General features: G+C 75.8%; 22 protein-coding genes and 1 pseudogene. 9 read left to right on the top strand and 14 right to left on the bottom strand.

Annotation, left to right across the window (positions count from 1 at the left end; genetic code table 11):
- Positions 1-241 precede the first annotated feature (241 nt).
- The gene (locus tag OO57_RS30200) at positions 242-2,047 is read left to right on the top strand and encodes a glycosyl hydrolase family 18 protein (protein ID WP_033255889.1); all 1,806 of its coding nucleotides are present in this window, start codon (positions 242-244) and stop codon (positions 2,045-2,047) included.
- Positions 2,048-2,160: 113 nt separating this feature from the next.
- Here OO57_RS30200 and OO57_RS30195 read toward each other — a convergent pair whose 3' ends face one another.
- A complete protein-coding gene (locus OO57_RS30195; protein ID WP_033255888.1) occupies positions 2,161-2,724 on the bottom strand; it encodes a MarR family winged helix-turn-helix transcriptional regulator in 564 nt (187 codons plus the stop codon).
- A 140-nt stretch (positions 2,725-2,864) separates the two neighbouring features.
- Between OO57_RS30195 and OO57_RS30190 the strand changes: the two genes are divergently transcribed.
- Complete coding sequence (locus tag OO57_RS30190) at positions 2,865-4,151, top strand: MFS transporter (protein ID WP_033255887.1); 1,287 nt, start codon at positions 2,865-2,867, stop codon at positions 4,149-4,151.
- A 187-nt stretch (positions 4,152-4,338) separates the two neighbouring features.
- On the opposite strand, the gene OO57_RS30185 is transcribed toward OO57_RS30190, so the two are convergent.
- The gene (locus OO57_RS30185; protein WP_033255886.1) at positions 4,339-5,352 is read right to left on the bottom strand and encodes a MerR family transcriptional regulator; all 1,014 of its coding nucleotides are present in this window, start codon (positions 5,350-5,352) and stop codon (positions 4,339-4,341) included.
- Between the two features lie 169 nt (positions 5,353-5,521).
- Here OO57_RS30185 and OO57_RS41635 point away from each other — a divergent pair.
- Both OO57_RS41635 and OO57_RS30175 read left to right on the top strand, forming a co-directional pair.
- Positions 5,522-6,952: pseudogene (locus tag OO57_RS41635) on the top strand (dolichyl-phosphate-mannose--protein mannosyltransferase); the annotation flags it as partial.
- Positions 6,953-7,055: 103 nt separating this feature from the next.
- Positions 7,056-7,643 (top strand): TMEM165/GDT1 family protein, encoded by a 588-nt coding sequence (locus tag OO57_RS30175; RefSeq protein ID WP_033255884.1) that lies wholly within the window; start codon positions 7,056-7,058, stop codon positions 7,641-7,643.
- A gap of 112 nt (positions 7,644-7,755) precedes the next feature.
- Here OO57_RS30175 and OO57_RS30170 read toward each other — a convergent pair whose 3' ends face one another.
- Entirely contained in the window at positions 7,756-9,324 is a 1,569-nt protein-coding gene (locus tag OO57_RS30170) for a hypothetical protein (protein WP_033255883.1), read from the bottom strand.
- A gap of 326 nt (positions 9,325-9,650) precedes the next feature.
- Positions 9,651-10,601 carry an AraC family transcriptional regulator gene (locus OO57_RS30165; protein WP_033255882.1) on the bottom strand — a complete coding sequence of 317 codons (951 nt, stop codon included), beginning with the start codon at positions 10,599-10,601 and terminating at the stop codon, positions 9,651-9,653.
- 143 nt (positions 10,602-10,744) lie between these two features.
- Between OO57_RS30165 and OO57_RS30160 the strand changes: the two genes are divergently transcribed.
- The gene (locus OO57_RS30160; protein ID WP_033255881.1) at positions 10,745-11,242 is read left to right on the top strand and encodes a DUF1772 domain-containing protein; all 498 of its coding nucleotides are present in this window, start codon (positions 10,745-10,747) and stop codon (positions 11,240-11,242) included.
- A gap of 65 nt (positions 11,243-11,307) precedes the next feature.
- Positions 11,308-11,628: an antibiotic biosynthesis monooxygenase family protein gene (locus OO57_RS30155; RefSeq protein ID WP_033255922.1), complete on the top strand. Its 321-nt coding sequence runs from the start codon at positions 11,308-11,310 to the stop codon at positions 11,626-11,628.
- A gap of 58 nt (positions 11,629-11,686) precedes the next feature.
- Here OO57_RS30155 and OO57_RS30150 read toward each other — a convergent pair whose 3' ends face one another.
- The 6 genes from OO57_RS30150 to OO57_RS30125 all read right to left on the bottom strand — a co-directional run bounded on the left by OO57_RS30150 (position 11,687) and on the right by OO57_RS30125 (position 18,530).
- Positions 11,687-12,571, bottom strand: a complete 885-nt coding sequence (locus OO57_RS30150) for an ECF transporter S component (protein ID WP_234337566.1) — start codon at positions 12,569-12,571, stop codon at positions 11,687-11,689.
- On the bottom strand, positions 12,568-14,184 hold the full coding sequence (locus tag OO57_RS30145) for an ABC transporter ATP-binding protein (RefSeq protein ID WP_033255880.1): 1,617 nt from the start codon (positions 14,182-14,184) through the stop codon (positions 12,568-12,570). Before OO57_RS30145 ends, OO57_RS30150 begins: the two co-directional genes overlap by 4 nt.
- Entirely contained in the window at positions 14,181-15,266 is a 1,086-nt protein-coding gene (locus tag OO57_RS30140; RefSeq protein ID WP_033255920.1) for a CbiQ family ECF transporter T component, read from the bottom strand. The genes OO57_RS30145 and OO57_RS30140 overlap by 4 nt, the downstream gene beginning before the upstream one ends.
- A 113-nt stretch (positions 15,267-15,379) precedes the next feature.
- Positions 15,380-16,159, bottom strand: coding sequence for an SCO2322 family protein (locus OO57_RS30135; protein WP_234337564.1), 780 nt, complete (start codon positions 16,157-16,159; stop codon positions 15,380-15,382).
- Positions 16,156-17,619, bottom strand: a complete 1,464-nt coding sequence (locus tag OO57_RS30130) for a prenyltransferase/squalene oxidase repeat-containing protein (RefSeq protein ID WP_051778440.1) — start codon at positions 17,617-17,619, stop codon at positions 16,156-16,158. The genes OO57_RS30135 and OO57_RS30130 overlap by 4 nt, the downstream gene beginning before the upstream one ends.
- 245 nt (positions 17,620-17,864) lie before the next feature.
- Positions 17,865-18,530 (bottom strand): TetR family transcriptional regulator, encoded by a 666-nt coding sequence (locus OO57_RS30125; RefSeq protein ID WP_033255879.1) that lies wholly within the window; start codon positions 18,528-18,530, stop codon positions 17,865-17,867.
- 220 nt (positions 18,531-18,750) lie between these two features.
- Here OO57_RS30125 and OO57_RS30120 point away from each other — a divergent pair, with 220 nt between their 5' ends.
- The 3 genes from OO57_RS30120 to OO57_RS30110 all read left to right on the top strand — a co-directional run bounded on the left by OO57_RS30120 (position 18,751) and on the right by OO57_RS30110 (position 22,061).
- Positions 18,751-20,070, top strand: a complete 1,320-nt coding sequence (locus OO57_RS30120) for a glycosyltransferase family 4 protein (protein ID WP_033255878.1) — start codon at positions 18,751-18,753, stop codon at positions 20,068-20,070.
- Positions 20,071-20,244: 174 nt separating this feature from the next.
- The gene (locus OO57_RS30115) at positions 20,245-20,985 is read left to right on the top strand and encodes a class I SAM-dependent methyltransferase (protein WP_033255877.1); all 741 of its coding nucleotides are present in this window, start codon (positions 20,245-20,247) and stop codon (positions 20,983-20,985) included.
- Positions 20,982-22,061, top strand: coding sequence for a prenyltransferase (locus OO57_RS30110; RefSeq protein WP_081974065.1), 1,080 nt, complete (start codon positions 20,982-20,984; stop codon positions 22,059-22,061). The genes OO57_RS30115 and OO57_RS30110 overlap by 4 nt, the downstream gene beginning before the upstream one ends.
- Positions 22,062-22,249: 188 nt before the next feature.
- Here OO57_RS30110 and OO57_RS30105 read toward each other — a convergent pair whose 3' ends face one another.
- The 4 genes from OO57_RS30105 to OO57_RS30090 form a co-directional block, all read right to left on the bottom strand.
- A complete protein-coding gene (locus OO57_RS30105; RefSeq protein ID WP_418909922.1) occupies positions 22,250-23,128 on the bottom strand; it encodes a hypothetical protein in 879 nt (292 codons plus the stop codon).
- Between the two features lie 247 nt (positions 23,129-23,375).
- Positions 23,376-24,428 carry an N-acetylmuramoyl-L-alanine amidase gene (locus tag OO57_RS30100; RefSeq protein WP_033255876.1) on the bottom strand — a complete coding sequence of 351 codons (1,053 nt, stop codon included), beginning with the start codon at positions 24,426-24,428 and terminating at the stop codon, positions 23,376-23,378.
- Between the two features lie 7 nt (positions 24,429-24,435).
- Positions 24,436-25,848, bottom strand: a complete 1,413-nt coding sequence (locus OO57_RS30095; protein WP_033255875.1) for a hypothetical protein — start codon at positions 25,846-25,848, stop codon at positions 24,436-24,438.
- A gap of 243 nt (positions 25,849-26,091) precedes the next feature.
- Entirely contained in the window at positions 26,092-26,682 is a 591-nt protein-coding gene (locus tag OO57_RS30090) for a class I SAM-dependent methyltransferase (RefSeq protein WP_234337569.1), read from the bottom strand.
- Between the last annotated feature and the right edge of the window lie 191 nt (positions 26,683-26,873).

Genomic DNA, 26,873 nt, shown 5'->3' with positions numbered 1-26,873 from the left:
TAAGCGTGAGATCCCGCTCTTGACGGCCGAGTTGGTCTAGTCCATTTTACTTGACAGGTGCAGGGAGCCCCTGGGCCGGCGCCGGTGGTTTAGACCACCGGCGCCGGTTCGGCTTACCCGCACCTGGTGTTTGTGCAGGCCAACGCTCGATTCCCCTGTCATGTCCAGGTCGTGCGACCCCACCTCGCACGGTTTCGCGCCCGGACTCGGCAGGACCCCCACAACCAGGAGTCTCGCAGCCATGCTTCGTTCCGTTTCCCCCCAGTCGCCCGCGCGGCGGCGGCCGAAGAGCTGGGCCGCCCTCGCGGCCGGCACCGCGGCCTCCCTGCTGCTCGGCGGCACCCTGGCGCTGACCGGCGGCACCGCCCAGGCCGCGCCGACCAACTCGACGGGCGCCCCGGCCACCAGCGGCGGCATCAAGGTCGCGTACTTCGACCAGTGGTCGATCTACTCGAACGCGTACTACCTCAAGACGATGCAGGACACGGGCGCCGCCGGGAAGCTCGACTACATCATCTACGACTTCGCGAACATCCACCCGACCAACGGCACCTGCTTCGAGGCCAACAAGGCCGCGTCGCAGAACGAGGACGACCCCAACGCCGGTGACGGCGCGGGCGACTCCTTCGCCGACTACCAGAAGAGCTTCGGCGCCGACATCTCGGTCGACGGCGTGGGCGACACCTGGAACCAGCCGATCGTCGGCAACTTCAACCAGCTGAAGAAGCTGAAGGCGAAGAACCCGAACCTCAAGGTCCTGATGTCGATCGGCGGCTGGACCTACTCGAAGTACTTCTCCGACGTGTCGGCCAGCGACGCCGCGCGCAAGAAGTTCGTCTCCTCCTGCGTCGACATGTTCATCAAGGGCAACCTGCCCGTCGAGGGCGGCTACGGCGGCGCGGGCACCGCGGCCGGCATCTTCGACGGCTTCGACCTGGACTGGGAGTACCCGGGCGGCGGCGGCCACACCGGCAACCACGCCTCGCCCAACGACAAGCAGAACTTCACCGCGCTGCTCGCCGAGTTCCGCAGCCAGCTGGACGCCCAGACCAAGGCGGACGGCCGCACCTACGGCCTCGCGGCCGCGGTCGGCGCCGGCCAGGACAAGATCAAGAACGTCGAGACGGACAAGATCGGTCAGTACCTGACCTTCCTGGACATCATGACGTACGACATGCACGGCGGTTGGGAGGCCCAGGGCCCGACCAACCACCAGGCCCCGATCTACACCAACCCGAACGACCCGATGAACCCCGTCCCGGGTGGCAACGGCAAGTACTCGGTGGACGCGGCGGTCAAGGCCTACACCGTGGGTGACCCGCAGTACGGCATCCCCGGCGGCTTCCCGGCGAAGAAGATCAACGTCGGCGTCCCGTTCTACTACCGCGGCTGGACCGGCGTCTCGGCCGGCACCACCCACGGCCTGTTCCAGAAGGCGTCCGCCCCGGCCCCCGGCGGCACCTACTCCGGCGGCGTCGCCGGCATCAAGATGTACAAGGAGCTGAACGGCTTCGTCGACAACCCCAGCTACACCTACTGGGACGACGCCGCGAAGGCCGCCTACTTCTACGACGGCACCACCTTCTGGTCCGGCGAGAACGCGCAGTCCATCCAGGCCAAGCTCGACTACGCGCACTGCAACGGCCTCGGCGGCTCGTTCATGTTCTCGATGTACGACCTGGGCACCCAGACCGCGCTGTTCGACAAGACGGTGACCGCCACCAACGGCTCCGCCGCGAACTGCCCGGCCGCCCCGACCCAGTCGGCCTCCCCGTCGGCCTCGGCCTCCGCCTCGCAGTCGGCCAGCCCGTCCGCGTCCGCGTCGGCCTCCGCGTCGGCCTCCGCGTCGGCCTCGGTCTCCGCGTCGGCCTCCGCCTCGACCGGCACCTGCTCCGGTGCCCCGAGCTGGAACGCCGCCACCGTGTACGCCACCCCGACCAAGGTCTCCTGGAAGGGCCACTACTACACCAACAAGTGGTGGACCACCAACGAGGACCCGAGCCTGAGCGGCCAGTGGGGCGTCTGGACCGACAACGGCGCCTGCTGATCGACTCCACTGATCGGCTGAGCTGAACCCCGCGAGGGGCGCGAGGAGAGGGATCTCCCCGCGCCCCTCGTCCGCTTTTCCCGTTCTCCCGCCGGGTGGGGGTGGCCGACCGGTCAGCAGGTCAGGTCGTCGGTGCGGCCCAGGGCGTCCGGCTGGGTCTCCTCGATCCGGCGCAGCATCCGGGTCAGGGTGGCGGCCAGCTCGGGGCGGTCCCCGCCGGGCACGTCCTGGAGCAGGTCGGCCTCGAAGACGGCGGCCATCCGCATCAGCTCCAGCCACTTGTCGCGGCCCTCGGCGGTCAGCTCGACGATCACCCGGACCCGGTTGGCCTCGTCGCGGTCCCGGGTGACCAGGCCCTCGGCGACCATCCGGTCGATCCGGTGGGTCATCGCGGCCGGGGTCAGGCCGAGCCGCTTGGCCAGCTCGCCCGGGCCCAGCCGGTACGGGGCGCCCGCGAACACCAGCGCCTTGAGCACCTCCCACTCGGCGGAGGTGATGCCGAGGGTGGCCAACTGGCGGCCGTACGCCACGTTCATCCGGCGGGCGAGCCGGGAGAGGGTGGAGACGATCGTCTCCACCTGCGGGTCCACGGTGGGGAATTCCCGCTGGTAGACGGCCACCTGTTCGGCGATGCCGAGTTCGGTGGCGGTCTGGGGCTCCGCTCTGCGTGCGCTCATGTGCTCATCCTCCCACGCAGGGTGCAGCCGTTAAGCCTTTGACGCCTTAAGGTTCGGATGGTAAGACTTTAGGTCTGAAATCTTACGGAGTAAAGGCCGGGCCGGGGATTCGGTCCGCCGCAGGTGAAGAGGGGTGTGCAGTGAAGGAGTGGGGCGGCCGACTGCGTCGCGTCCAGATCGGCAACGCGATCAGCGCGTTCGGCAGCGGTTTCACCCTGCCGTACATGTTCGTGTACGTGGACCAGGTGCGGGGCCTCGGCGCCGCGGCCGCGGGCGCGGTGTTCACCGTGTTCGCGCTCGCCGCGCTGGCCGTGCTGCCGTTCACCGGCCGCGGCATCGACCGGTACGGGCCCAGGCCGGTGCTGCTGGCCGGCACCGCGATCGCCGCGGTCGGCGCGTTCGCCTTCGGGCAGGCCACCGGCACCACTGCGCTGCTGCTCTCCTCCTTCCTGTTCGGCGCGGGCGTCACCACCTGCCAGCCCGCGCTCGCCACGATGATCGTCCGCTGCACCGGACGCACCGAGCGCTCCCGCGCCTTCGCGCTCCAGTTCACCCTGGTCAACCTCGGCATGGGCATCGGCGCCCTGGTCGGCGGCCAGGTCGTCGACACCTCCGACCCGGCCAGCCTGACCAGGCTCTTCACCATCGAGGCCCTGGCCTTCCTCGGCCTGGCCGCCGTCACCGGCACCGCGAAGATGCCCCCGGCGGCCGTCGAACCGGCCCCGGCCGGGGGCGCGGCGGAGAACGGCGGCGGACTGCGGGCGATGGTCGCCGACAAGGCGATGCTGCGGCTGTGCGTGCTCGCCGGGCTGATCTTCTTCACCTGCTACGGCCAGTTCGAGTCCGGCGTCGCCGCGTTCGCCACCGACACCGTCGGCACCCCGCCCTCCACCCTCGGCCTGGCCATCGGCGCCAACGCGCTGACCATCGTGCTGCTGCAGATGTTCGTCGTCCGGATCACCGAGCGCCGCCGCCGCACCACCGCGATGGCCGCCGCCGGAGCGGTCTGGCTGGCCGCCTGGGGCACCGCCGCGGTCGCCGGGCTGGTCCGCACCGAGGAGGCGGCCGCGACGGCCGCGATCGTCGCCGTCTACGCCCTGTTCGGCGTCGGCGAGTCGCTGCTCGCCCCCACCATGGGCCCGATCGTCGCCGACCTCGCCCCCACCCGGCTGCTCGGCACCTACAACGCCGGGTACGCACTGGTGAAGCAGATCGCGGTCGCCGTCGGCCCCGCCGTCGGCGTGCTCCTGGTCGGCTCCGGGACGTGGCCGCTGTACCTCGCCGCGATGGCGCTGTGCACGCTGCTGATCGTCGCCCTCGCCGTCCGCCTGCGCGAGCACCTCACGCCCGCGCAGGACAACGTCCGGGTGCTGGCCGTCCCGCAGCGCGAGCCGCGGACGGCGCGGGAGCTGCAGACGGCGGCGTAGGACGACGTGAGCTTCAGGGGCCCGGGGAGCGGCGGGCCCGGGGCTGCCGGCGGTGCACTGCCGGTGCGTGCGGTGGCTGCGGGTTCTGTTCAGGCGGCCCGAAGCAGCACGGACGCATCGACGGGCTCCGGCCGCCAGCAGCTCGGACTCGCCGTTCCCCGAGCCCCTGACGGGGCCCGGGGAGCGGTCAGCGGGCGATCGGCATCAGCAGGGAGAAGGTGTCCGTGCGGGCGGGGAAGCGGATGGCCAGCGGGCCGATCGGGCCGCCGAGTTCGAGGACGAGCTGTTCGGCGGTGCCCGCGGCCTGGAGGAGGAAGTCGCGGTTGACGTGGACCAGCAGGCCGTCGGGGGCCGGGGCGTCGGGGAGGGCGTCGGCGGGGGTCGCGGTCAGGGTGGCGGTGGGGGTGTCGGCGTCGGTGTCCTCGGGCAGGGCGCGCAGCTGGGCGGCGGTCAGGGTGATGCGGTGGGTGGGCTCCAGGCGCAGCAGGCGGCGGTAGTCCGGGAAGTCCGCCTCGGCGCGTTCGCCGGAGAGGGCGCGCCCGGCCGCGCGGATGGTGAACTGGCCGCCGTCGAGCGTGAGTTCGGCCTCCTCCGCGTCGCCGAGCAGGGCCCGGGCGGCGTCCGCCAGGGCGGTCGGGAGGAGGGCGGAGACGGGCGGCCCGTCGAGGTCGGCCGGGCAGTCGGCGACCGCCAGGCGGTAGCGGTCGGTGGCGACCAGGTGCAGGACGCCGTCCTCGGCGTCCAGGAAGATCCCGGCGACGGCGGGCAGCGCGGCGTCCGCCGGGGCGGCGAAGCGCACCGCGTCCAGGGCGGCGGCCAGGGCGGGGGCGGGGACGGTCAGGCGGGTGGACGGCACGGGGAACTCCCGGGAGTCGAGTAGGGCGCGGACCGTGGAGAGCTCCCGGCGGGCGTCGGTCAGCCCGTCCTCCAGGCGGCGCAGGTGCGCGTCCAGCTCGGCCCGGGCCTCGGCCGGGGAGCCGGTCAGCACCCGGGTGATCCCGGCCAGCGGCATCCCGACCCGGCGCAGCCGGGCCAGCAGCCGGGCGTCCGGCAGCTGCTCGTCCGCGTACCAGCGGTACCCGGTGTGCCGGTCCACCTCGGCCGGGACGAAGACGCCCGCGCCGTCGTAGAACCGCAGGGTGCCGGGGCTCAGGCCACTGGCCCGGGCCATCTCGCCGATGCTGCGCATGGTGCTCTCCACGGGTCCGACCCTGGTCCCTCGACCTGGTCGAGGGTCAACCGTAGCGGCGGAGGGCGCGCGGGGGAGAATGCTCCGGGCACCCTGGACCGGCACCCGCGAGCGCGCGCGGCCGCAGGCTAGGATGCGGACATTGCGGACAAGTCGTCAACTGCGGTCGAACGGGGAGGACATGGCGCTGGCGGTAGCGGAGCGGCGGCAGGAACGGGAGACGGTGCACGCCGCACCGGCGAAGGACAGGTACCGGTGGTGGGGCCCGCTGGCGGTGGCCGTGTTCGCCGGGGTGCTGCGGCTGTGGAACCTCGGCCACCCGCACGCCTTCGTCTTCGACGAGACGTACTACCCCAAGGACGGCTGGTCCCTGTGGCAGCAGGGCTACGAGTCGGCCTGGCCGGACAACGCCAACCAGCTGATCCTCGGCGACCCGCAGGTGATCCCGCTCAGCCACGCCGCCGCGTTCATCGCCCACCCGCCGCTCGGCAAGTGGGTCATCGGCCTCGGCACCCACTTCTGGGGCCTGCACCCCTTCGGCTGGCGGATCGCCGTCGCCCTGCTCGGCACCCTCAGCGTGCTGATGGTCGCCCGGATCGGCCGCCGCCTGTTCCGCTCCACCCTGATCGGCTGCACCGCCGGACTGCTGATGGCCGTCGACGGCCTGCAGTTCGTGATGAGCCGGGTCGGCCTGCTCGACGGCGTCTCCGCCTTCCTGGTGCTCGCCGCGTTCGGCGCCCTGCTCGTCGACCGCGACCGCACCCGCGACCTGCTGCGCGCCGCCCGCGCCGAGGGCGGCCGGGCCGCCGACGAGGCCCGCCTGGGCCTGCGCCCCTGGCGGCTCGCCGCGGGCGTCCTGCTCGGCGCCGCCTGCGCCGTCAAGTGGACCGGCGCGCCCGTCCTCGCCGTCTTCACCGTCCTCGTCCTGCTCTGGGACCAGGCCGGGCGCCGCGCCGCCGGAGCGCACCGGCCCTGGCGCTCGATGCTCCGGCGCGACCTGTGGCCCGCCGCGCTGTCGATGCCCGTCGCCGCGCTGGCCGCCTACCTGCTGTCCTGGACGGGCTGGCTGGCCACCGACGGCGGCTACGACCGGCACTGGGCGGACGGGCGGGGCGGGGCCTTCGGCTGGGTGCCCGCGCCGCTGCGCAGCCTGTGGCACTACCACTCCGAGATCTGGCACTTCAACACCACCCTGACCTCCCCGCACACCTACCAGTCCAACCCGTGGAGCTGGCTGGTCCAGGGCCGCCCCGTCTCCATGTACTGGGAGCAGCTGAAGACCGGCGAGAAGGGCTGCACCGCCCCCGACGGTTGCGCCAGCCAGATCCTCGCCCTCGGCACCCCCGTCCTGTGGTGGGCCGCCTGCTTCGCGCTCGCGTACGCGCTCTACCGCTGGTTCTTCCGGCGGGACTGGCGCTCCGGCGCGATCCTCGCCGCCGTCGTCGCGGTCTACCTGCCCTGGTTCCAGTACCAGCAGCGCACCGTCTTCTCCTTCTACATGGTCGTGCTGGTGCCGTTCCTGTGCCTGGCCGTCGCCCAGATGCTCGGCGCGATGCTCGGCCCGGCCGGCAGCACGCCGAGCCGGCGGCGCTGGGGCGCGGCCGGGGCCGGGCGCCCGGGGGTCCGGGGGTGGGGGAACCTGCGGCCGCGGTGCCGTGGCCGCGCACCAGTGCCGCCGGGCCGGGCGGCCCCGAGACGGAGGGACCCCACCACCGATGCACAGCCTGTCCGTCGCCGCGCTGACGTTCGGCGTCGTCTTCCTCGCCGAACTCCCCGACAAGACCGCCCTGGCCAGCCTGGTCCTCGGCACCAAGTACCGCGCGGGCTACGTCTTCGCGGGCACCGCCGCCGCGTTCGCCCTCCAGGTCGGCCTCGCCCTGGCCGCGGGCAGCCTGCTCGCCCTGCTGCCGCAGCGCTGGGTCGAGGGCATCACCGGCCTGCTCTTCCTGGGCGGCGCGGCCATGCTGCTGTGGCACCAGGAGGACGAGGACGACGGCGCCGAGGGCCGGGAACCCGCGGACGACTCCTTCTGGAAGGTCGCCGGGACGAGCTTCGCGGTCGTCGCGGTCGCCGAGTTCGGCGACCTCACCCAGATCATGACCGCCAATCTCGCCGCCAAGTACGGTGAGCCGCTGGCCGTCGGCCTCGGCGCCTGGCTCGCGCTGTGCGCGGTCAGCGGGCTCGCGATCGTCGGCGGGCAGAAGCTGCTCCGGCACGTGCCGATGAAGGTCGTCGTGCGGGTCGCCGCGCTGGTGATGGTCGCGCTGGCGGGGTGGAGCCTGTTCAAGGCGCTCACCGGCTGACGCGGCGCGGGCGGTCCGGCCGGTCGGACCGGCGTGCCGGGGCGGGGCCGTCAGCGGTCCGGGCCGGACCGGCGGACCGGCCCGGGCCGGTCGGGGCCGGCTGGTGGGGCCGTCAGCAGTCCGGGCTCCGCGGGGTCTGGGCCAGTGCGGCCTGGGTGGCCGCGTCGTAGACGCCGTCCTGGTACTGCCGCGGCTTGCCCTCGCCGAACAGGTCCTCCTGGACGCCCTGCAGGACCTGCCGCGTCCAGTCGCCGAAGCCCGGCTGGTTGTTGCGGGTGCGGTCCATGGTCAGCGGCCCGATCCGGTTGCACCGGTACGCCATCAGCGCCTGCTGCATCTGCGTCACCTCCGGGCCGGTGTCCCCGAACTTCAGCACCTTGCCGGCCGCCGGAGGGGTGGACGGCGCGGCCGGGGTGCTCGGGGCGGGCGGGGCCTCGCCGGTCGGGGCGGCCGCGGCCTTGGTGGTCACCGCCTGGGTCGGACGGGCCGTGGTGCGGGACGGCGACGGGCTCTTCTCCGCGGCCGGGGCGGAGGACTCGGCGGTCGGGGCCGGGCCGGTCGGGTCCGGCGACACCTCGGCCGGGGAGGACACCGCCGGGCCGGTCGGCGCGGGCAGCGCGTTGTCGACCTTCGCCGGGGAGGAGGACAGCAGCATCGCCAGGCTCGCCCCCAGCGCGGTCACCCCGACCGCACCGCCCGCGATCACCAGCCGACGGCGGTCGGCGCTCTGCCGACGCCGCTCGCGCCGGTCGGCCCGGCTGACCGGACCGTCCGCGTCGTCCTCGCGGAAGGTGAACATGCCGAGGTCGGGGCCGGGCGGCGCGGGCCACTGCTCGTCCTCGTACGGGGGCCGGTCGCCGGGCCGGGCGGGCCGGGCGGGCCGGTCGGACGGTGCGTCGTGGGCCGGGTCGTAGCCGTCGAGGTCGATCAGCTGGGTCGCGTCGACCTCCCCGGCGCCGGGCGGCCCCGCGGTCACGGGCGGCCCCGCGGTCACGGGCGGTCCGGCGGTCACGGGCGGGTACGAGGCCGCGATCGGGGAGGGCGGCGGCGGGGCGACGACCGGGCCCAGGGTCAGCGGCATGGTCTGCTCGGCGGCGGGCACCTGGCCCGGCCGCTGCCCCGGGGGCGGGATCGGCACGAAACGGCCGGGGGCGCCCTTGGGGGCGCCGTCCTGCGGGGGGAGGTTCTGCGGCGGGAGGTCCTGCGGGGGCACGGGCGGCAGCAGCTGGGTCGCGGCGGCGTCCGGGTGCGGCTGGGCCGGGGCGGCGGACTGCGGCGGGAGGTTCTGCGGCGGCCCGAACGGGCTGGCGGCCTGCGGGACGTGCGGGGGCCGGCCCGGCGGCGGCGGACCAGCGGTGGTGGGCGGGCCGGTGATCGGCTGCACCGCGGGCGGTCGCGCGGCGGCCGTCGGCACGGCGACCGGGGACACGGCGACGGGCGCCACCGCGGCGGGCTGCGGGGCGAGCGGCTGCACCGGCGGCTGGCCGCCCCGGGTGGCGAACGGGTCGCCCGCCGGGTCGCCGGGCTCCACCACGGCCGCCCCGGCCACGTACGGGCGGACCAGCGGCGGGCCCTCCAGGTGGGGGAGGACCGCGGTGTCCTCGACCGGGGAGGTGGCGTTGCACGCGCAGCTACCGGCCGTGCGTGCGGTGCCGCAGCGGGGGCAGCGCTCTGCCGGCATGGGCCGGTCCTCCTCGGGTCGGAATCGAACGGGGTGATTATGCAGGAGCAATCCCCGGGGCAACAGGGACGACCTGGCCGGGACGCGCTTCCCGCCCGGTATGCCGGGGTTTCCGCCGGTTTCCGGCCGCCGCCGGGGGCGCGGCCGCGCAGGTTTCCGCCGTCGCCGGGGGCGTTCGCCGCGGTCGGGTCCCGGGCGTCCGCCGCCGTGCGCGGAACCGCCGGGGGTGGCGCCCCGGACCTGCGTGAGGGCGAAGCCGCGGGCGGGAGGTCCGCCGCCGCAGGCGGGGGGTCCGCCGCGGTCGGGGGGTTCGCTGCGGCCAGGACTCAGGCGTCTACCGCCGCTCCGGCCCGTTCGCGGAACTGCTGCGGGCTGACGCCGCGGACCCGTTTGAACGCGGCGCTGAGGGCGAAGCCGCTGCCGTAGCCGACCCGGCGGGCGACGGCGGCCAGCGTGGCGTCGGGTTCGGCGAGCAGGTCGGCGGCCCGGGCGAGGCGCCAGTCGGTGAGGTAGGCCATCGGGGGTTCGCCGACCAGGTCGGTGAAGCGCCGGGCCAGGGCGGCCCGGGAGACCCCGCACTCGGCGGCCAGGTCGTGCACCGTCCAGGCGCGGGCCGGATCGCCGTGCAGCAGGCCCAGGGCGCGGCCGACCAGCGGGTCGGAGTGGGCCCGGTACCAGGCGGGGGCGCGGTCGTCGGCGCGGGCGAACCAGCAGCGCAGGGCGGAGATCAGCAGCAGGTCCAGCAGCCGGTCCAGCACCGCGTCCTGGCCCGGCTCGTCCCGGCCGATCTCCGCCTCCAGCAGCGCCACCAGCGGCGAGCCCCACTCCGCGGCGTCCAGGCGCAGCACCGGCGGCAGGGCCCGCAGCAGCCGTCCGCTGACCTCGCCGTGCAACTGGTACGTCCCGCTGATCAGCACCGTCGCCGCGTCCGGGCCGGTGCCCCACGTCCGGACGCCCTGGTCGAGCTCCTCGCACATCCGCTCGCCGTCGACGGTGGTCGACACCTGCCCGGGGTGGACCACCACCTGCGGCGGGGTCTGCGGCAGGTCCGCGACGGTGTACGGCTCGGGGCCGCGGACGATCACCAGGTCGCCGGGGCGCAGCGGCACCGGCTCCGCGCCGTCCGGGACGACCCAGCCGCCGCCGCGCACCGTCATCAGCACCGTCAGCGGCGCCCGGTCCTCGATCCGCAGCGACCACGGCGGGTCGAACACCGACCGCAGCAGGAACGCCCCGTGGGCCCGGGGACCGGTCAGCAGGGCGGTGAGCGCGTCCATGCCCGCCAGGGTAGACGGCCGGAGCGGCCGGGGCCGCGCGGACGGTGGACGCTCGCGCATGCCAACGAGCTTCCGGGCCATGGATCTTGAGCCGGGGTGCCGGTTGAATTGAGGGCATGACGACACGAACGGGGGTTCCCGCCATGGCAGTTCTCCGCACGGCGACGCTGGTCGGGGCGGTCCTGCTGGCCGGGCTCAGCGCCGGACTCTTCTACTCCTACGCCTGCTCGGTGATGCCGGGCCTGGCCCAGGTCGGCGACCGGGCGTTCGTCGACACCATGCAGCGCATCAACACGGCCATCCTGAACGGCTGGTTCATGCTCAGCTTCCTCGGCGCGCTCGTGCTGATCGTCGCCGCGGGCCTGCTCCAGTGGCGCGGCGGCAACCGCACCGTCCTGCTGTGGATCGCCGCCGCCGCGGTCCTGTACCTCGTGATGCTGGTCGTCACCGGGGCGGTCAACGTCCCGCTCAACGACAAGCTCGCCGCCGCGGGCTCCCCCGACTCCCTCACCGACCCGGCCGCCGTCCGCGCCGCCTTCGAGGACGTCTGGGTCCGCTGGAACCTCGTCCGCACCCTCGCCTCCGCCGCCGCCTTCGGCTGCCTCACCTGGGCCCTCGCCCTCTCCGGCCGCACCCCCTGACCACCCCCGGCCCGGGCGGCGGGGAAGCCTGGGCGGTGGGCGTGAGGTGGGGGAGGATGGGGGGCATGAGCGTAGTGAAGATCAACGTGCTGACGGTTCCCGCGGAGCAGCGGGAGGTGCTGGAGCGGCGGTTCGCGTCGCGGGCCGGGGCGGTGGAGGGGTCGGACGGGTTCGAGTGGTTCGAGCTGCTGCGGCCGGTGGAGGGGACGGACCAGTACCTGGTGTACACGCGGTGGCGGGACGAGGAGTCGTTCCGGGCGTGGATGGAGGGGCCGATGAAGGAGGCGCACCAGGGCGGGGGCGGGGGCGAGCGGCCGCGTCCGGCGGCGAGCGGGTCGCAGGTGTGGTCGTTCGAGGTCGTGCAGCAGGCCGGGCCGAAGGCGTAGCGGGGCCGGGGAGGGCGGGGCCGGTCTCGGGGAGGCCGGTCCCGCCCCCGTTCCGGTATCAGCGGAAGGCGGCGCGGCGGGTGGCGCGGCGCAGGGTGCGCAGGAGGGGGCCGCCGACGGTGAGGCAGAGGACGGCGGTGAGGGCGGCGCGGGAGAGGTCCCAGCCGAGGGAGGTGGTGAGGCAGTAGAGGGCGAAGCGGGTGAGGTTGGCGGGGAGCGGGTCGCCGGGGACGAAGGAGATGGACAGGCCGAGGCCGCCGATGTACGGCCAGCCCTGGAGGTTCATGACGGTGCCGTAGCCGACGGAGGCGAGGACGCCGTAGGCGGCGAGCAGGAGCAGCTCGGGGCGGCCGCGCAGCCGGGTGGCGCCCGGCAGGAGGCCCGCGCCGAGGCAGACCCAGCCCATGGTGAGCATCTGGAACGGCAGCCAGGGGCCGACGCCGCCGGTGAGCAGACCGGAGGCGAACATGGCGAGCGCGCCCAGGACGAAGCCGAAGCCGGGGCCCAGGGCGCGGCCGGCCAGGACCATCAGGAAGAACATCGGCTCCAGGCCCGCGGTGCCCCCGCCGAGCGGGCGCAGGGCGGCACCGGCCGCGGCGAGGACGCCGAGCATCGCGACGGCCTTGGCGTCGAGCCCGGGGGCGCCGGTGGCGTCGCGGTTCTCGGAGAGCTGGGCGACCGCGACGGCCAGCAGCAGCGGCATCAGCAGGGCGAACAGCCAGGGCGCGTCGGCGGAGTGGCCGACCAGGTCGGAGCTGCGGGCGGCGAGCAGCGGCCAGCCGAAGGCGGCGGCACCGATCGCGGAGACCAGGGCGAGCAGCAGGGCGGAGCGGCGGCCCAGCGGGACGGGACGGTCGAGCGCGGGCGGGGAGGACAGGGAGGGCGGGGAGGACAGGGAGGGCGGGGACGAGGGCGTGGTGGGGGGAGGGGGCGGCTGGGTCATCGCGGCGGCTCCGCGGCGAGGGCGGCGGCGACCTCGGGGACGGTGAGGTAGGGCGGGAGGATCTTCGCGGTCTGCGGGGCGAAGGTCGGGGAGGCGAGGACGACTTCGGGGGTGGGGCCGTCGGCGACGATCTCGCCCTCGGCCAGGACGGCGGTGCGGTGGGCGAGTTCGGCGGCGAGTTCGACGTCGTGGGTGGCGAGCAGGACGGCGTGGCCGTCGGCGGCGAGCGCGCGCAGGACGGTCACCAGGCGGGCCTTCGCGGCGTAGTCGAGGCCGCGGGTGGGCTCGTCGAGCAGCAGGACGGGCGGGCGGGCGGTCAGGACGACGGCCAGGGCGAGGGTGAGGCGCTGGCCCTCGGAGAGGTCGCGGGGGTGCCGGTCGTCGGCGACGTCGGGCAGCAGGGCGGCCAGCAGGGCGCGGCAGGTGCCGGGTCCGGCATCGGCGTCCCGGTCGGCGGCGGCGCACTCCTCGGCGACGGTCTCGGCGTACAGCAGGTCGCGCGGGTCCTGCGGGACGAGGCCGACGGAGCGGATCAGGTCCTTGGGGCGGGACCTGTGCGGGACGAGGCCGTTGACCCGGACAGTGCCGGAGTCGGGGGCGTGCAGGCCGACCAGGGCGCCGAGCAGGGTGGACTTCCCGGCGCCGTTGCGTCCCATCAGGGCGGTGATCTGCCCCGGGGCGAGGGCGAGTTCGACGCCGCGCAGGGCCGGGACGCGCCCCCGGGAGACCACCAGGCGGCTCGCGGTGGCCACGGGCTCGGCCGGGACGGCCGGGGCGGGCGGCAACTTGGGCTCGGGTGGCGGGAGTTGTCCGCGCAGCGGGGCCGCGCGGCGGCGGGCGTCGCGGACGGTGAGCGGCAGCGGCGTCCAGCCCGCCAGCAGCCCGAGGTCGACCACCGGCGGCCGGACGGGCGAGCGGGCCATCAGCGCGGCCGGGTCGCCGAGCACCGGCGGCTCGCCCGGGCCGGGCAGCAGCAGCACCTGGTCGGCGTACTGGACGACCCGCTCCAGCCGGTGCTCGGACAGCAGCACGGTGGTGCCCAGGTCGTGCACCAGGCGCTGCAGGACGGCCAGCACCTCCTCGGCGGCGCCCGGGTCGAGCGCCGAGGTCGGCTCGTCCAGCACCAGCACCTTCGGGTGGACGGTCAGCACCGAGCCGATCGCCACCCGCTGGCGCTGCCCGCCGGACAGCGAGGAGAGCGCGCGGCCGCGCAGTTCGGCCAGGCCCAGCAGGTCGAGCGTCTCCTCGACCCGGCGGCGCATCACGGCCGGGGCCAGGCCCATCGACTCCATGCCGTAGGCGAGTTCCTCCTCGACGGTGTCGGTGACGAAGTGCGCCGCCGGGTCCTGCCCGACGGTGCCGACCACGTCCGCGAGGTCGCGCGGCCGGTGCGTGCGGGTGTCCCGCCCGGCGACCGTGACCCGGCCGGTCAGGGTGCCGCCGGTGAAGTGCGGCACCAGGCCGCAGACGGTGCCCAGCAGCGTCGACTTGCCGGAGCCGGACGGTCCGACCAGCAGGCACAACTCGCCCTCCGGCACCGTCAGTTCGACGCCCGACAGGGCCGGGGCGGGGGCGTCGGCGTACTGCACGCCGACCTGCTCGAAAGTGATCACCGGGTGCTCCGGGGCGGCTCGGGGGTGACGAAGGCGGGCAGCAGGCCGACCAGCGCGGCCAGCGCGGGCAGCAGCGGCAGGGACGGCGCGGTCGGCGGGACGACGCTCGGGGTCAGCGCCTCCGGCCAGCGGCCCGCGTACCAGATCAGCGCGGCCGCGACCAGTGCCCCCGAGGCGGCCGTCAGCCACTCCGGCAGCGCCCACGGATCCGGCCGGTAGCGGGTCCGGACGCTGCGCCGACCGCCCAGCACCAGGCCCGCGGCGGCCGCACCGGCCCCCGCCAGCAGCACCGGCAGCGCCCACGGGTGAGCGCCCGGGGTGAGCAGCCCGTACGTCGCCGAGCACACCGCCAGCAGCCCCGCCAGCGTCAACGCCCCCGCGGTGCGCACCAGTCGGCGCGGGACGGCGGCCGTGCGGCCGAAACCGCGGGTGTCCATCGCCGCGGCCAGCGCCACCGAACGCTCCAACGCGCCCTCCAGCACCGGCAGTCCGACCGACAGCACCGCCCGCACCCCCCGGTCCGAGCGCCCGCGCAGCCGCCGCGCCGCGCGCAGCCGCCGGACGTCCGCCACCAGGTTCGGCGCGAAGGTCATCGCCACCACCGCGGCCACGCCCGCCTCGTACAGCGCGCCCGGCAGCGAGCGCAGCAGCCGCGACGGCGAGGCCAGCGCGTTCGCCGCCCCCACGCACGCCAGCAGGACCGCCAGCCGCAGCCCCTCGTACAGCGCGAACAGCACCCCCTCCAGCGTCACCGAGCCGCCCAGCCGCACGCCCTGCGCCCAGGCGGGCAACGGGACTTGGGGCAGCGTGAACAGCACGTGGGTGCCGCCGACCGGCGAACCCAGCAGCACCGCGAACACCATCCGGGCGGCCAGCACCAGCAGGCCCAGCCGCAGGAACGCCGCGTACGAACGCGACCACGGGGCGTCGCCGCGGCGGGCCGCGACCACGTAGCCCGCGACCGCCAGGATCAGCAGCAGGAGCAGCGGGTTGGTGGTCCGGCTGGCCGCCGCGGCCAGGCCCAGCGACCACAGCCACCACGCCCCCGGGTGCAACTGCCGGGCCAGCGCCCGGCTGTGCACGGCGGCCGAACGGCCGCGCGGGGGAGCGGAGTTGGAGTCGGGGGAGGGGGCGGGGGAGGAGTCGGGGGAGGGGGCGGTGGGGGCTGCGCGGAGCAGGCGGTGGACGGACACGGTCAGCGGGTGCGGCGGCGACGGGCCTGCCAGACGGCTCCGGCGGCCAGCAGGACCACCGCGCCGACTCCGGCGTACAGGCCCAGGGACGGGCCGCCGTCGCCCGAACTTCCCTCGGTGGAGGCGGAGTTCGCTCCCGCTGCGACCTGCTCGCCGCAACCCGCGTGCGGGTAGCCCGAGATGGCGCACAGCATCGCGCCGGAGTCGTAGCGCAGCGGCGCGGCGACCGCGGCCAGCACCTCGGCGGAGTTCGCCGCCGTCGGCACCGAGGCGCACAACGAGCGGGCGGCGGGCGGCTGTTCGCCGCCCGGGGCGTCCTGCGCGGTGCCGAAGTCCAGCACCACGGCGACCCGTTTGTGGCCGCCGCTCGGCGCGGTGTCCGCGCAGACCGCCGCGAAGTCGGGGGCCGGGCCGGGCCGCGGGGTGTCCTGGCCGCCGTCCGGGCTCAGCACGAACCGCCAGCCGTCCACCGCCCCGTCCGCCGGCACGTTCCCGGCCGGGCCGACCTGCTGGTAGGCCCAGCCGTCCGCGCCGCCCTTCCAGAACGACCAGTACCGGTAGTCGGCCGCCGAGGACGCTCCGGCCGCCGGGCCGAGGAGCGTGGCGCAGGCGGCGAGGAGGGCGAGGAGGAGGGCGAGGAGGGGGGTGGCGCGGTGGGTGGGGCGGTCGGTGGCCGAGGAGTTCCGTGCCGCCGGGCGGAAGGGCGTGGCGCAGGCGGCGAGGAGGGCGAGGAGGAGCGGTGCGAGGGGGGCGGGCGTGGCGCGGGGGGCCCGGCCGGTCATCGGTCCTGCTCCGGCTGGTCGTCGGAGGTGCCGGAGGTGCCCGAGGTGCCGGAGGCGTCGGCGGTGTCGGCGGGGGAAGTCGGCTTGTGGCGGCGGCGGTTGAGGCTGAGCAGCAGTCCCGCGCCGACGCCGACCAGGAGGCCGACGCCGATCAGCCAGCCGGCCGAGAAGCCGCTGTTCTCGTCGGGCTCGGTGATCGCCGAGCCGGGGGCGCGGGTGGCCTGCGGGTCGCCGACGGCGGGGGCGGACTTCGGCTTGGGGCCGGAGTCGAGGAGCAGCTGCACCAGGTTGGCGCCGCCGAAGTTGTACGGGTCGAGCTTGGCGGCGCGGGCGGTGATCACCAGGGTCGCGGTCGCGGCCGGGTTGGTGCCGTCCGGGCCCTGGGCGGCCCAGGGGAAGGCGTTCCCGGCGAGCCAGTCGGCGGCGCTGGCGGCCTCGGCGGAGTGCCCGGCGGCGACCAGGCCGAGGACGGTCCAGGCGGTGGAGTCGTACGCGGGGGTCGCGGTGTCCGAGCCGGGGGTCTTGGCGAGCAGGCGCTGCCCGTCGGCGGCGAGGCGGGCGGTGAGCCAGGCGGCGTCGGCCTCGGCGGAGTCGGCGCGGGCGACCGGCCCGGCGGCCTGGTCGGCGGCCTGGCCGCCGTCGCAGGCGAGGGCCTTCGGCGGGGCGTCCTTGCGGTCGGTGGCGGTGACCGGGAGGTGGCCGCCCGCGGCGGCCAGCAGGGCCTGCGCGGAGGCGATGGTGTCCGCGGCGGCGGGGACGCCCGCGGCGGGCTGGTAGAGGAAGGCGCCGCGCTGGTCGGCGGCGGTGGCGCAGCCGAGCTGGAACGAGGCCAGGCCGTCCCAGCCGCTGCGGCCGCCGACGGCGACCTGGGCCGGGTCTAGGCCGGCCGCGAGCAGGCCGTTGAGGACGACCGCGGTGGAGTTGGCGTCGCCGGGCGCGCCCGGGTTGTACGCCCAGCTGCCGTCCGGGTTCTGGTGCGCGCGCAGCCAGTCGGTGGCGCGGGTCACGGGCTGCTGGTGGCCGCCGAGCGCGGTGAGCGCCTGGACGGCCATCGAGGTGGCGTTGGTGTCCTCGGCGGCGGGGGTGCACGGGGCGCCCTCGGCCCGGTAGGACGGCCAGCCGCCGTCCTCGCACTGCTGGCCGAGCAGCCACTGCACGGCGGCCTCGGCGGGCTCGACCTGCTCCTGCCGGAGCGCGATCAGGGCCAGCGACTGCCGCCACACCCCGTCGTACTGCGGGTCGCCCTTGCCGTACAGCCCCGCGGGCACGCCCGAGGTCGGCGAGGGGGAGGCGGTGGACGAGGAGGAGGCCGTCGCGGTGGCGGACGTCGCGGCGGAGGACGCGGAGGACGTCGTGGACGGGGACGGCGCGGCGGTGTCGGCGAGCGCGGGCGCGGCGGCGGTACCGGCGAGCAGGGCGCCGGCGAGCGCGGCGGCGCCCAGGCGGGCGGCGGTCGGCATGAGTGGGGAAGCCTTTCGGTGAGCGGTCGCAGCGGGCCGGGGCACGCCCCGGTTTCGCCCGTAGACCCACGACGGATGAGGGCCGCTCGCCTCCGGCCGGGCAGTCCGACTGCGCCGCGCCCCGCGGGGCGGGGGCGGCTCACGGTTGCGGGTCAGTGCCGGAATCGCACCGGCTTCCCCCGGCCTCGGAGGCGGATGTGGAGTTGTCGCGCGGTCCGGCGGGGCCGGGCCGCGACCCCAAGACTCTAGCCCTCGGCCCGGGACGCCCCGGCGGCAGGTGGTGGAACGGGTTGCAGTTCCGGCCGGGCGGCGGGGGCCGGGGCGGCGGCCTCCAGCAGCCGGGCGGCGGTGTGCAGGTCGGCCCGGACCTCGGCCAGCGAGGCCCGGCCGGACAGCCACGCCAGCAGGGTGGCGTGCCAGGTGTGGCCGACCACCCGCAGGGCCGCCTGCTGCTCGGCGGTGGGCGGCCCGGGCAGCCGGGCGGCGGTCAGCACGATGGCGCCGGTGGCCTGGTTGACCTCGTCGACCTCGGAGCCCACCGAGCGGTCCGCGAAGGACAGCGCCCGCACCATGGCCTCCGCCAGCCGGGGTTCGCGCTGCAGCGCGCGGAAGGCGGCGGTGAGCGCCTCGGCGACCCGGGCCGCCGGGTCCGGCCCGGCCGGGGGGTGGCGTCGCACCTGCTCGTGCAGGCGCTCCAACTGCTCGCGCATCACCGCGACCAGCAGGTGCACCTTGGACGGGAAGTACCGGTACAGGGTGCCGAGCGCGACCTGCGCGCCCTCCGCGACCTCGCGCATCTGCACCGCCTCGTACCCGCCCCGGGCGGCCAGCGCGGTGGCCGAGCGCAGGATGCCCCGGCGGCGCTCGGCCTGGCGCGGCGTCAGCGGCCCGTCGGCGGCGGTGGCGGTCACGGGCGCTCCAGGAACGAGGTCGCGGGGAGGCGGGCACGGCGTGGTGCGAATCACCCGCCGCGGCTCCTGACCACAAGCTACGGGCCGGTAATCTTCGAGGTCCCTCGTTGTTCACTTTCTCCAACGACGAGCCCGCACCACTGTGAAACGTGATCTACTTTACCGGTCGGCGGCCGCCTCCGTCGCCGGTCCCGGTGAGTAGCGAAGAAGGGGACTGGGGATGACCGCTGTGTCGCCGCCGCCGCTGCGGATCGCCCTGCTGTCGTACCGCGGCGACCCGTTCTGCGGCGGCCAGGGCGTGTACGTGCGCCACCTGTCGCGGGAGCTGGCCCGGCTCGGCCACCACGTCGACGTGATCGGCGCCCAGCCGTACCCGGTGCTCGACGAGGTCGAGGGCCCCGGCACCGTCCGCCTGGTCGAACTGCCCGGGCTCGACCTGTACCGCGCCGACGACCCGTTCCGCACCCCCGCCGCCGCCGAGTTCCGCGGCCCGGTGGACCTGCTGGAGTACGCGGTGATGCGCACCGGCGGCTTCCCCGAGCCGCTGACCTTCTCGCTGCGCGCCCGCGCCTTCCTGGCCCGGCACAAGGGCCGCTACGACGTCGTCCACGACAACCAGACCCTCGGCTACGGCCTGCTCGGCCTGGCCCGGCACGGCTTCCCGCTGGTCACCACCGTCCACCACCCCGTCACCGTGGACCGGCAGTTGGAGATCGACGCGGCCCGCACCCGGCTGGAGCGGCTCGGCAAGCGCCGCTGGTACGCCTTCACCCGGATGCAGCGCCGGGTCGCCGCCCGGCTGGAGCACGTCGTCACCGTCTCGGAGAGCTCGAAGGCCGAGATCACCGAGCACCTCGGCACCGCGCCCGGCGCCGTCTCGGTCGTCCCGGTCGGCGCCGACACCGACCTGTGGTCGCCGTCCGCCGCCGTCGCCCGCATCCCCGGCCGGATCGTCACCACCTCCAGCGCTGACGTCCCGCTCAAGGGCCTGGTGCACCTGGTCGAGGCGCTCGCCAAGGTCCGCACCGAACGCGACGCCCACCTGGTCGTGGTCGGCAAGCCGCAGAAGGAGGACGGGCCGGTCGCCGCGGCGGTGCGCCGCTTCGGCCTGGAGGAGCACATCGAGTTCCGCACCGGCCTGAGCGACACCGACCTCGTCGACCTGTACCGCTCCGCCGAGGCCGCCTGCGTCCCGTCCCTGTACGAGGGCTTCTCGCTGCCCGCCGCCGAGGCGATGGCCACCGCCACCCCGCTGGTCGCCACCACCGGCGGCGCCATCCCCGAGGTCGCCGGGCCCGACGGCGAGACCTGCCTCGCGGTGCCGCCCGGCGACGCGGGCGCGCTGGCCGCCGCGCTCGGCCGCCTGCTGGACGACCCCGGCCTGCGCGCCCGGCTCGGCGCGGCCGGCCGCGAGCGCGTCCTGGCCCGGTTCACCTGGGCCCGGGCCGCCGAACTCACCGTCGAGCGCTACCGGGCCGCGATCGCCACCGGCACCGGCGCCGCCGCCCGCTCCGGCCCCGGCTGGCGCTACGTCGGCTGACGGCGGGTCGGCCCGCGCAGCGCCGACCCGCGCAGCTCCGGCCGACCGGCCCCGTGCCGACCGGCCCCGTGCCGACCGGCCCCGTGCCGACCGGCCCCGTGTCGGACGACACTTCGTCGGGTGACGAACCGTCAACTCCGAAGTACCCCACCCCTCCGCGAATGGGAGCCCGCAGTGCTGACCGTCGACTTCTCCCGCTTCCCGCTCGCCCCCGGCGACCGGGTGCTCGACCTGGGCTGCGGCGGCGGCCGGCACGCGTTCGAGTGCTACCGGCGCGGCGCCAACGTGGTCGCCCTCGACCGGAACGCCGAGGAGATCGCCGAGGTCCGCAAGTGGTTCGCCGCCATGGAGCAGGCCGGCGAGGCCCCCGCCGGGGCCGGCGCCACCGCGATGGAGGGCGACGCGCTCAACCTGCCCTTCGACGACGCCACCTTCGACAAGATCATCATCTCCGAGGTGATGGAGCACATCCCCGACGACGAGGGCGTCCTCGCCGAGATGGTCCGCGTCCTCAAGCCCGGCGGACTGCTCGCCGTCACCGTCCCCCGCTACCTGCCCGAGAAGATCTGCTGGGCGCTGTCCGACGAGTACCACGAGGTCGAGGGCGGCCACATCCGGATCTACAAGGGCGACGAACTCGTCGAGAAGGTCCGCGGAGCCGGCCTCACCCCGTACGGCACCCACCACGCGCACGCCCTGCACGCTCCCTACTGGTGGATCAAGTGCGCGGTCGGCGTCAACAACGACAAGGCCCTGCCGGTGCGCGCCTACCACCAACTGCTGGTCTGGGACATCGTCGGCACCCCCGTCATCTCCACCCTCACCAAGGCCGCCGAGAAGGCCCTCAACCCCGTCCTCGGCAAGTCCTTCGTCGTCTACGCCAGCAAGCCGCACGAGCCCGGAGCGGGCGCGTGACGGCCGCCGTCCCCGCCGCCCTGCTGCTCGACGGCGTCCTGGACGCCGCGCAGGCCGCCGACACCGTCCGCTCGATCCTCGCCCACCAGCAGCCCGACGGCGCGATCCCCTGGTTCCACGGCGGCCACCTCGACCCCTGGGACCACACCGAGGCCGCCATGGCCCTCGACACCGCGGGCGAGCACGCCGCCGCCGAAGCCGCCTACCGGTGGCTCGCCGACCGGCAGAACCCCGACGGCTCCTGGTACGCCGCCTACGCCTACGGACAGCCCGGCACCCCCGACGGCACCGCCACCGACCTCGCCCGCGAGACCAACTTCTGCGCGTACGTCGCCGTCGGCGCCTGGCACCACCACCTCGCCACCGGCGACGACCGCTTCCTCGAACGGATCTGGCCCACCGTCAGCCGCGCCCTCGACCACACCGTCCGGCTCAGCCTCCCCGGCGGCGCCGTCGCCTGGCGCCAGGACGAGGACGGCACCGCCGCCACCGACGCCCTGCTCACCGGCTCCTGCTCCATCCTGCACGCCCTGCGCTGCGGACTCGCCGTCGCCGACCACCTCGACCGGCCGCAACCCGACTGGGAACTCGCCGCCGGACGCCTCCGGCACGCCATCGCCCGCCACCCCGAGCGGTTCCTCGACAAGGACCGCTACTCCATGGACTGGTACTACCCCGTCCTCGGCACCGCCCTGCGCGGCGAGGACGCCACCCGCCGCCTCGCCGCCGACTGGGACCGCTTCGTCGTCCCCGGCCTCGGCGTCCGCTGCGTCAGCGACCGCCCCTGGGTCACCGGCGGCGAGAGCGCCGAACTCGCCCTCGCCCTGTGGGCCGCCGGGCAGTCCGACCGGGCCGTCGAGATCCTCCGCTGGATCCAGCACCTGCGCCACCAGGACGGCTCCTACTGGACCGGCTACGTCTACGAGGACCACGCGATCTGGCCCGAGGAACGCACCACCTGGACGGCCGGTGCGCTGCTGCTCGCCGTCGCGGCCCTCGGCGGCGACCACGCGACGGTCAGCGTCTTCGGCGGCGAGCACCTGCCGGGCGGGCTGGTGGTCAGCGACTGCTGCTAGCGGTTCCGGCGCCGGGCCGTGCGGGGCGCGGGGTGCGGGGCGCGGGGCGCGGTGAACGCAACGCGAAGGCCCGCCCGGGGAGGGGAGTTCCCTCTCGGGGCGGGCCTTCGGCACCGGATCCTGCCGCTGCGCGCAGTTCCCCGCGCCCCCGGGTGCACGCCGTGCGTGCCCCGAGGGCGACGGGGGCGTCAGCCGCGCTGGATGCCGGTGGTGTCGTTCAGGACGCCGTGGGTGCCGTCCGGGAGCTGGGCGACCAGGGCCGCGCCGCGCTGGTCGACGGCCAGGTACCAGGTGCCGGGGACGAGCTCGCCGACCGCCGGGGCGGCCGGGTTGTCCTTGTTGGCGAGCTGGCGCACCGCCGGGACGGCGAACCAGAACGGCGCGAACGGGGCGCCGCCCTGCGCCGGGACCTGCTCCTGGACGGCGGGCTGCACCGCGGTGGGCAGCGGCGCGACCGCGGCCGCGGCCGGGGACGGCGCGGCCTGGGCGGCCTGCGGGAAGCCGTAGCCGCCCGGAGCGGGCTGCTGCTGGCCGAACGGCTGGCCGCCCTGCTCGGGCTGCTGGCCGGGGAACTGCTGCTGCTGCGCACCGGGGTAGCCGTAGCCGGCCGCACCCGGCTGCTGCTGCTGGGCGCCGTACGGCGGGTACTGCTGGCCGACGGCCGGGGCGCCGGTGCTCAGCGGGGCCTGCAGCGCGGGCACCGCGCGGCCCGCGATCACGACACCGGCCATCACCAGCACCGAGACCAGGCCGAGCCAGGCCCCGCCGCCGATGTCCACGCCCTCGGGGGCGCTGCCGCCCAGGGCCCACAGCGAGTTCCACAGGGCGATCACGATCGCGGCGCCGCCCCACTGGTCGAGGCGCAGCCCGAGGAACTCCTTGTTGCCCAGGGTCGCCTTCTGCAGGGCGCCGAGCACGATCAGCGCGGCACCGATGATGCCGAGCAGGAAGATCGACTGGAGCACCGGGAAGTAGTCCGACGTCCAGGCGTTGCGGGAGTTGTCGCCCCGGCAGTACGAACCGCAGTCCACACTCCGGTACGGCAGGAAGGATGAAATCAGGAGCAATACGGCCGCACCGGCGACGGCGGCGTCTCCCCTGGTGAGAGCGCGCAGATTCACTGACGTTCCCCTCATTGGTGTAGTCGTGGTCGGCGGGCGGTTGACCGGGCCCCCGTGGTACCGGGTCGGTACGACGGGGCAAAAGCCTAGAGCCAAGGCGACGCCGCGTGCACGGCGCCCTCCGGATCCGCACCGAATCGGTACGGGAGGGGGCGCCGGGAATCGGGGTGGGATCGGGGGCGGGCCGGTCGGCTCACCCGGTGAGATAGCTGGTCAGGGCATCGGCCAGGGCCTGGGCGGCGCTCTGCCGCCACTGCGGGTCGGCCATCCGCTGGGCGTCGCCCGAGTTGCGCATGTTCCCGCACTCGATGAACACCTTCGGTACCTTGGACAGGTTGAGGCCGCCCAGGTCGCTGCGGGTGTCCAGGCCCTGCTGGCCGATGTAGCTGGAGTACGGCTCCCCGGTGCCGGCCTTGAAGGCGTCGCGCAGCAGCACGCCCAGCCGGTGCGAGGGCTCGACGATCGCGGAGGTGTCGGCCGGTCCGGCGACCACCCGGGCGGGCATGATCACGTGGAAGCCGGTGCCGGAGGACGGCGCGCCGTCCGCGTGCACCGAGACCGCCGCGTCCGCCTTCGCGTCGTTGCCGAGCCGGGCGCGTTCGTCGATGCACGGGCCCCAGGGGCGGTCGCCGTCCTGGGTGAGCACCACCGTCGCGCCCCGGTCCTGGAGGATCTGCCGGGCCCGGTGCACCACGTCCAGGGTGAACTCGGCCTCCGGGTAGCCCGCGTTGGTCGAGGTGCCGGTGGTGTCGCACTCCTTGCGGCTGTTGCCGATGTCCACCTTGCGGCCGATCTCGGCGGTGTGCTCGGCGTTGCCCGTGTTGTGGCCCGGGTCGAGCAGCACCGTCCGCCCGGCCAGCGGCTTCGGCCCCCCGCCCGGCGCGGCCGCGGCCGAGGCCCCGGCCGACGGCGACGGCGCGGCCGACGGGGCGGCCGCTGCGCCCGGACCCGCGGCGGAGGCCGCCGGGGAGCCGCCGTCCGCGTCGGAACCGTCCACCCGGTCGCCCTCCGCGTAGCTCGGCGTGCGCGGCGCCGAGGCGTTCGAGGTGACGTCCCGCGAGCTGTTGGCCACGGCCTGCCAGCCCAGCCAGCCGATCAGGCACACCGGCAGCACCACGGCCGCCACCTTCGCGGCCGGCCGCCAGCGCGCGGCCCGCCGCGCCGGGTCGGCGTACGGGTCGGCGTACGGGTCCGGGTCCTCGGGACCGTCGGGACGGACGTGGTGCGGGGTGGTACGGCCTGTCACGTGTTCCTCAGATCCTGTCCCCGGTGCGGGGCGTCAGCCCGTAGGCCTGGGCGATCGGCTTCCACTTCGCCGCGAAGTCCTGCTTCGACTGGGTGGCCTTCGGGTTGAGGTCGTTGGCACGGCTCAGATCGGCCGTGCTGGGCACCTGGTTGTTGGTGCAGCCCTTCTCCGAGACGGTGCGCGCCCAGGCCGCGTACGCCCGGTCGATGTCCGCCGAGGTCTGCCAGGCCGTCCGCAGCGAAGCCACCGCCGCGTCACCGCCCGGCAGGCTGTCGGTCTTCAGGTCGGCCAGCTTGCCCAGCAGCGTCTCGCGCTGCTGCGCACCGGTGTCGAACACCTGCGCCGCACTGTCGACCTCCGCCTTCGCCGGGCAGCTGCGCACCTTCGCCACCGCGTTGCCGATCGGGGCCTTCGCGTCCTCGCCCTCGCTCAGCAGCGCGTCCAGCGCCTGCGCCTGCGCCTGCGCCTCCGGCCCGGCCGACGGCGAGGCCGATGCGGACGCCGACGCCGAGGCCGACGGCGACGCGGACGCCGCCGGGGAAGCGCCCTGGCTGCCGCCCGACCCGCCCGCGCCCGGACTCGGCTGCGCCGCGGTCGGGTTGCTGCTGCCGCCGGCGGACGGGGAGTCGTTCGAGCCGCTGTTCTGCAGCACCAGCACCACGGCCCCGCCGATCAGCAGGACCAGCGCCACGGCCGCGCCGATCAGCAGCGGGGTGCGGTGGCGGCGCGGATCCTCCTCGTAGTCGAACTCCGGCTCCTGGTAGCCGCCGTAGCCGCCCGGGTTGTTCGGGCCGCCCGGGCCGCCCGGGCCGTTCGGGAACTGCTGCTGGCCGCCGAAGGACTGCTGGCCGCCGAAGCTCTGGTTGCCCCCGAAGCCCTGGTTCCCGCCGAACGACGGGCCGCCGGGGCCGGGCGGCGGGGTGAAGCCCGGCTGCTGCGGGCCGCCGAAGCCTGGCGGCGGGCCGCCGAAGGACGGCTGCGGCGGCTGTTGCTGGGGCGGCTGCTGCGGCGGGTAGCCGTAGCCCGGCGGCTGCTGTTGCTGCGGTGGCGCCTGCTGCGGGCCGGGGCCGGGGCCGGGGCCGGGTGGCGGGGTGAAGCCGGGCTGCTGGCCGCCGAAGGTCTGCTGCGGCGGGTAGCCGTACCCCTGCTGCTGCGGCTGGGGGGCCTGCTGCTGGGGCGGCAGGCCCTGCGGCGGCGGACCGGGCTGGAACGGGGCCGCGGGCGGCTGCTGCCCGGCCTGCGGGGGCACGGGCGCGGCCGGGGCCGCCGGGCCGGGCGGGATCGGCGGTAGCGGGATCGCCGTGGTGGGCGGCCCCGCCGCAGCCGGGTCGGCCGCCACCGGGCGGCGGACCCAGCCGCCCGCGCCGTTGTTCGCGGTCGGGTCCCAGACCGCCCTCGCGGCACTGCCCTGTTCCGTCATGCCCTGACCTCGCCCCCAACTGACCGGTCCCGCACCGGGTGGCCGGTGCCCGTGCGCCGTACGGGCCGCTCCCCGTACGGGCCGTTCGTCGTCTGCCGCCGACACCGTACCGGCCGCCGGTGCGCGCGGTCACGGCGGATCGGCAACGCGTCGCGGTGGGGACGACGCCGCAGCGGCGGTGATCGTTCCCGTCCGGGCCCGGGAATTTCGCTCCCGGACGGGGTCGGACGTGCCCGGTGCGAGTCAGCCGGACGTCGCGGCGGCGCGGCGCAGCACCCGCAGCGAGCCCGTCACCGACACCTCCTCGAAGCCCTCGGCGAGCGCCCGCAGGTACACCCGGTACGGCGCCTGGCCGCCGTCCGCCGGGTCGGGGAAGACGTCGTGCACCACCAGCAGGCCGTCCGCGGCCAGGTGCGGCACCCAGCCCTCGTAGTCGCCCGTCGCGTGCTCGTCGGTGTGCCCGCCGTCCACGAACACCAGGGCCAGCGGGCCCCGCCACACCGCCGCGACCTGCGGCGACCGGCCGACCAGCGCGACCACGTGCTCCTCCAGGCCCGCCGCGTGCAGGGTGCGGCGGAACCGCGGCAGGGTGTCCATCAGGCCGACCTCCGGGTCGACCAGCGACGGGTCGTGGTACTCCCAGCCCGGCTGCTGCTCCTCCGAGCCGCGGTGGTGGTCGACGGTCAGCGCGACCGTCCCGGCCCGGCGGGCCGCGTCCGCCAGCAGGATCGCCGAACGCCCGCAGTACGTGCCGATCTCCAGCAGCGGCAGGCCGGTGCGCCCGGCCGCGTCGAGCGCCGCCGCGTACAGGGCCAGGCCCTCGTCCTCCGGCATGAAACCGGTCGCGGCCCGGAAGGCCGCCAGGACCGGCGGGGCCGGGACGGGCCCGCCGGCCGCGGACGGGGCGGCGGAAGGGGACGGGGACGCGGGGAGGGCCGCGGACGGGGACGGGGCGGCGGGGGTGGGGTCGGTCATCGGGCGCTCCTGCCGGGCCGGGGGTGGCTGCCCCAGGACCCTACTGGATG

This window comes from Kitasatospora phosalacinea (assembly GCF_000717185.1).
GTDB lineage: Bacteria > Actinomycetota > Actinomycetes > Streptomycetales > Streptomycetaceae > Kitasatospora > Kitasatospora phosalacinea_A.
This window is presented reverse-complemented; position numbering and strand designations above follow the sequence as displayed.